Origin of the sequence: Limnofasciculus baicalensis BBK-W-15 (assembly GCF_024178385.1) — a bacterium.
In the GTDB taxonomy this organism is placed as follows: Bacteria; Cyanobacteriota; Cyanobacteriia; order Cyanobacteriales; family Coleofasciculaceae; genus Limnofasciculus; species Limnofasciculus baicalensis.
Genome location: NZ_JAMZMM010000383.1, coordinates 1 through 5,586 on the forward strand (window position 1 = coordinate 1; position 5,586 = coordinate 5,586).

7 protein-coding genes are annotated in these 5,586 nt (G+C 40.3%); 5 read left to right on the plus strand and 2 right to left on the minus strand.

Annotation, left to right across the window (positions count from 1 at the left end; genetic code table 11):
• Positions 1-19: 19 nt before the first annotated feature.
• Positions 20-1,075, minus strand: coding sequence for a serine hydrolase domain-containing protein (locus NJ959_RS24885; RefSeq protein WP_254014444.1), 1,056 nt, complete (start codon positions 1,073-1,075; stop codon positions 20-22).
• A 218-nt stretch (positions 1,076-1,293) separates the two neighbouring features.
• On the opposite strand from NJ959_RS24885, the gene NJ959_RS30305 reads away from it, so the two are divergent.
• Positions 1,294-1,434, plus strand: coding sequence for a helix-turn-helix domain-containing protein (locus NJ959_RS30305; protein ID WP_256529744.1), 141 nt, complete (start codon positions 1,294-1,296; stop codon positions 1,432-1,434).
• A gap of 369 nt (positions 1,435-1,803) precedes the next feature.
• Positions 1,804-2,589, plus strand: a complete 786-nt coding sequence (locus NJ959_RS24895) for a DUF1350 family protein (RefSeq protein WP_254014445.1) — start codon at positions 1,804-1,806, stop codon at positions 2,587-2,589.
• A gap of 174 nt (positions 2,590-2,763) precedes the next feature.
• Here NJ959_RS24895 and NJ959_RS24900 read toward each other — a convergent pair whose 3' ends face one another.
• On the minus strand, positions 2,764-2,937 hold the full coding sequence (locus tag NJ959_RS24900) for a metallothionein (protein ID WP_254014446.1): 174 nt from the start codon (positions 2,935-2,937) through the stop codon (positions 2,764-2,766).
• A gap of 239 nt (positions 2,938-3,176) precedes the next feature.
• On the opposite strand from NJ959_RS24900, the gene bchM reads away from it, so the two are divergent.
• From bchM to NJ959_RS24910, 3 genes are all read left to right on the plus strand, one after another.
• On the plus strand, positions 3,177-3,863 hold the full coding sequence (gene bchM / locus NJ959_RS24905; protein ID WP_254014447.1) for a magnesium protoporphyrin IX methyltransferase: 687 nt from the start codon (positions 3,177-3,179) through the stop codon (positions 3,861-3,863).
• 15 nt (positions 3,864-3,878) lie between these two features.
• Complete coding sequence (locus tag NJ959_RS30310) at positions 3,879-4,010, plus strand: hypothetical protein (RefSeq protein WP_256529742.1); 132 nt, start codon at positions 3,879-3,881, stop codon at positions 4,008-4,010.
• A gap of 151 nt (positions 4,011-4,161) precedes the next feature.
• Entirely contained in the window at positions 4,162-5,517 is a 1,356-nt protein-coding gene (locus tag NJ959_RS24910; RefSeq protein ID WP_254014448.1) for a DUF2157 domain-containing protein, read from the plus strand.
• Positions 5,518-5,586 lie beyond the last annotated feature (69 nt).

The following is a 5,586-nucleotide window of genomic DNA, read 5'->3' on the forward strand; positions in this document are numbered from 1 at the left end:
CCCCTTGTCCCCTTGTCTCTTAATCTTCCTCCTCATCAGCGAGTACCACATCCAAAACTCCTGCGGCAATATCATCGGGGAGGGCGGTATCAGCAGTATTGGTAAGGACAACTACAGTAATATCCTGATTAGGCAAAAACCAACAAGTTGACAAAAAGCCTCCTGTATTTCCAGTATGCCCCCAGATTTCGCCCCAATCACTATTCCACGCACTTATTCCCAACCCATAATACCCACCTTCTCGATCTTCAACCCAGGTGAGCATCTTCTCTAGGGTTTCCGCTGCCAGTAATTTGTCTTCTATAAATAATCCTTGGATAAATCTTGCTACATCAGGGGCGGTGGAAATCAGTCCCCCATCTCCCAAACCCACACCATCATTGCGGCGAGTCACGTTATCGGTTTCGCCGTCTTCATCCCAGTCAGCGTAACCCTCGACAAAACCACCGGGAATCTCTTCCCGCATTTCGGTAAAGGTATCGATTAAACCCAAAGGAGTGTGGATGCGATCGCACATTTCTCGTGCTAGGGTATTTTCTGTGACTGCTTCCACGATGAGTTCTAATAGAATGTAATTAGGATTGGAGTAGTGAAATTTTTTCCCTGGCGGTGAAAGGGGTTCTAAATCGTAAGCATAAGTAATCGCTTCTGTCGCTGTCCAAAGATGATTGGGATTAGTCGTCTCAAGGGCAGTATTAAACTCATCAGTATTCAGATAATCCGCCAAACCGCTAGTGTGGTTAAGTAGTTGGCGAATAGTGATTTTATGACTATTAGGGATAAAATCGCAGATCTCTTCCGATAACCAATCGATTAAAGTATCATTGAGGTCAATTTTATCCTCTTCCATTAATTGGAGAATTACCACTGCCAGGAAGAGTTTGCTGATACTACCGATGCGGAAGCGATCGCGCGGTTTCATCGGTGTGTTAGTTTTAAGGTTAGATACGCCCGATGCCCCCGACCAGATTCCATCTGTGGTAGAAAGGTAGACAACTGCTCCAGGGATGCCTTGGTCAGCTACACTAGCATTAAGGACTTGCTGTAGATCGGAAATGATTTGTTGGGAGAACACGTTTAATTTATAAGAAAGCAGGTTGAAAACCCCATGTATGGGAGACCGGGGATGAAAACCGTTTTGGAGGCTAACGCCTCCCATCATATCAGTCTTATGAATACTTGAGAGTGAAAGACTGATTAGTCTAGTAATTTTTTTCTTTAGTTATTGACATAACTCTCCAAAAAATCTAGAATAAACACAAGATAACACATAAAGAAGGAGGTGATGTAAATCTGCTAACAAACTACGTTTATAAGCTACGCCATAATACCACTCAAAATCTAAAAATATCCAACTGGGTAAACATGCTCAGAAGTCATTATAATTGGTGCTTAGGAGACAGGATAGCTCAATATAACCAACAGTATATTTAAGGTGAATACTGCGATCTGAGAGCTAAATCTCAAGCTTGCTCATTAACGTGCTTTGTGAGTAAAAATGGTGCAACTGGCTCACCTTGTGACTTGAGTCCGGGGATGAAAGGCATTGGCAGACTTGAGTCTGCCATGATATAATTAATAGGTCAGTATAAGACGTAAAAACCTACCCCCGGACTGGAGGAAAGTATACGCCCGAAACAACCTTGTGGAGATATCATTACGCCCTTGTGGCAAAGGTAATGAGCCTGGGAACCTGATTTATCAGGATATTAAGGCTGCGAAGTCTTAAGAATCCCCGTGTCTGGTAACTGAGCTTGCCGAAGTTTAGACCGGGGAGTGTCAAGTTAACAACGCACTTTCTCCATGAACTGGCAAGAAATATCTGGTAGTTGGGTTTTAGTTCCTCATCGTCCCATTGGGATTATACATTTCCTAGGCGGCGCATTTATTGCCGCAGCACCACAGGTAACCTACCGCTGGTTACTCGAAGAATTGGCAAATCAGGGGTATGTGGTAATTGCTACGTCATTTTTGAATACATTGGATCACGTTGCAATTGCCCGGGAAGTACTCCATCGCTTCGAGACAACCATAGATAGATTACAAGCGAGAAGAATTTTAGGGAAACAATATTTGCCTATTTATGGTATTGGACATAGTATGGGCTGCAAACTACATCTACTGATTGGCAGTCTATTTTCTATCGAAAGAGCAGGTAATATCTTGATCTCCTATAATAATTATCCGGCCAAGCAAGCTATTCCTTTTCTCGATAAGTTCAATTTTCTAGATCAATTCAATATTACTCCTGCTTTCGAGCTTGAATTTACCCCCTCACCACGACAAACTGAGGAATTAATCGCCCAAAGTTATGAAGTCCGTCGCAATTTGCTGATAAAATTCAGGAATGATGAAATCGACCAAACCGTCAGCCTTACATCTGTTTTAGAAAAACGATTCCCTGACATGGTTGCCCTCCAAACATTACCAGGTAATCATTTAACACCATTAGGACAAGAAATAGACTGGAAAGCCGGAGATATTTTTAGTCCATTAGATGCTATTGGGCAATGGGTGAAGCAAGAAATTAATCGAGATTTACCTCCATTAAAACGAGAAATTTTTCGGTGGTTGAAGCCTGTTTTTTAGGTGAGAGGTTAGGGATTAGAGGTGAAAAGTTAGAGTTAGGACTTACGCAAAGCATCTATCTGTAGGGTGTGTTCTCGGGATATAACAGACCATTTCCACTATATGTGGCTTAGTGACCCAAGTGCTAAGAGTAAAAGATCTTAATTCAAAACTCAAAACTTTCCTCCCCATTCCCTAACTATGGTTATGACACTTACAGCCAGCATGTCCACAGCCTGTCCCGTCGATATGACCATTAGCGCAGGCTTCGCTACAGAACAACTTACCATCTTTTTGCACTGCCGAATCGGTATAAACCGTACAGAGGCAAGACTCACAAGCACATTTTACTTCACTAGTAGTCGTCATTGTTTTCTACTCCGTCAAATAATAGATCGTATATTCTATCTTACACATATAAACAAAAATTTACAGATTTGCTTAAAATATTTTTAGATTTTAGTATAATAAAGAATGATAATGATTATCACCGAAACAGCCAATATTAAGGATTAGTATTTAAAAAAGAACGATAATAATTATCACCGAAACAGCCAACACCTGCTAAAGTATAAAATTGTCCCCCATTTTTAATTTAACGTAACATTATGAACACCCTTGATGATAAAACCATTGTCAGAGACTATTTCAACGCCACAGGATTCGAGCGCTGGCAGCGGATTTATGGTGATGGCGAAGTCAATAAAGTCCAACTCGATATCCGAAATGGACATCAGCAGACAGTAGATACTGTAATTAGCTGGCTGAAGGAAGATGATAATTTAACTGGTTTATCTATCTGCGATGCGGGATGTGGCGTGGGCAGCCTCAGCATTCCATTGGCGGAAGCAGGTGCGAATATCTTTGCTACCGATATCTCAGAAAAAATGGTAGAGGAAGCAACTGAAAGAGCAAAAAATATCCAGAATAAGACGGCAAATGTCAATTTTTCCGTACAAGATTTAGAAAAATTAAGCGGTAGCTACCACACAGTTATTTGTCTGGATGTGTTAATTCACTATCCTCAAGATAAAGCCGCACAAATGATTTCCCACCTCGCATCCTTGGCAGAGTCTCGCTTAATTCTCAGTTTTGCGCCTAAAACTCTTTGTCTCACTTTACTCAAGAAAATTGGCGAATTATTCCCCGGACCAAGTAAAACTACTCGCGCCTATCAGCACCGAGAAGCCGATATTATTACAATCCTAGCAGATAATGGTTTTTCTGTAGAGCGCAACGCTATGACTAGTACTCGATTTTACTATTCTCGCCTATTGGAAGCCATACGGAAGTAGGGAGATATTACCATTTTGCGCTTCGTCAGGGAAACAAATCTCACAGTAGAAGAAGCCCAGGAATTTTTGGATGAGCAAGCTCTTGCTCTCAATGCGACTTTTGATGTTACTGAAGACGGTAATATTTTTTATTATTTCTCTGTTTAGAAGTTCCTGTAACTCAGAAAATGAATATTTTTAGATTAAGGATTTTGGTATCTAAAATCCTTAATCTAAATTCATTAAATTTATTATAATATGGATAAACTAAAATAGTAAACTAGCTATTAGCTATAGGAAGCGAACCTATAAAATTATCATGTCTTCCGATAAGTTTCGTCGCCAGTTACGTGAAGAAGTGGAACAATGGCACAGTGAGGGATTAATTGATTCGTCTTTATACGACAAATTATGCCATCGCTATCAGTTTAGTGAATTAGAAAGATTTACTCGCAACCGCTTCGTAAGAATATTATTGTTGCTGGGAAGTATTCTCTTATGCTTGGGTATTCTTACTTTTATCGCAGCCAACTGGCAAATTTGGTCAAGGGAATTGAAGGTAGGATTTTTTCTGATAATATTCCTCAGCTTAAATACGGTAGGTTTTTTTCTGTGGCGATATCCAAAACAGGGATTGCGGAATTTATTGGGAGAAGGATTACTCATGTTGGGAGGGCTAACTTTAGGGGCGAATATGCTTCTGATGTCTCAACTATTTCTCCAGAATAAACCAATTTACCAGTTTTATTTAGCTTGGGGATTGGGTGTTTTGGCGATGGCTTATAGTTTACAGATGAAATCGTTAGGAATACTCTCTATCTTATTAACTGCTCTAGGATATCTACTCGGACAAATACAACCGGATTTTTTAATCCTAGGAGAGTTCCCGGTGCTGCGGCTGATGGTACAACACATGCCATTATTAGCAGGTTTTATGTTTATTCCCCTAGCTTACAAGTGTCGTTCACAGTGGATTTTTAGATTGGGATTATTAAGTATAATTTATTCTTTTGAAGCAAACTTACTCAGACTAAATTTATTAATTCCTCAACCTTGGCTGGCGGCAATCGCATCTTCCTTACCTCCAGCAATGTTATGGGGATATAGTGATTCACTCTGGGGAAAATATCTGCCAAAAGTTAAATTATTTGATCGAACATCCCGTACTCTCGCTATACTATTCCTCATCTGCCTATTCTTTCTATTATCATTCTACGGAATTTGGCATCTATCATTTGTACCAGTAGCAAATGATATTTCAGTTTTACATTGGCATCTGTTACTAGATATTATGATTTTAGGGGGATTCACAATTTGGGAATGGCTGCGACTATTGCGTAGATGGGATTTCAACAGTAGTCTCATAGCAGGCGCGATCGCAATTAGTGCTATAGTTCCCTACATACACCTGAGTACAGGCAATTTCGCCATCACAGCTATAGTAATTTTTAACTTACTTTTGTTCCTATTAGCTCTTGGCTTAATCCGCGAAGGACTTAAACAAGTACAACGTCGCCTATTCTGGGGAGGTATAGTACTCCTGACACTGCAAATCTTCAGCCGGATGCTGGAGTACACCAATGATTTAATGTTTATATCAGTAGTTTTGTTTCTCTGTGGTTTAGCTGGAATCTCTTCTGGACTTTGGTTTGAACGTTATCTTCAGAGAAGATAGGGAGTAGGAGAGTTTTGAGTTTTGAGTTTGAATCAGTATTAATAACTCTCCCCTCCCCCTTGTCTCCCT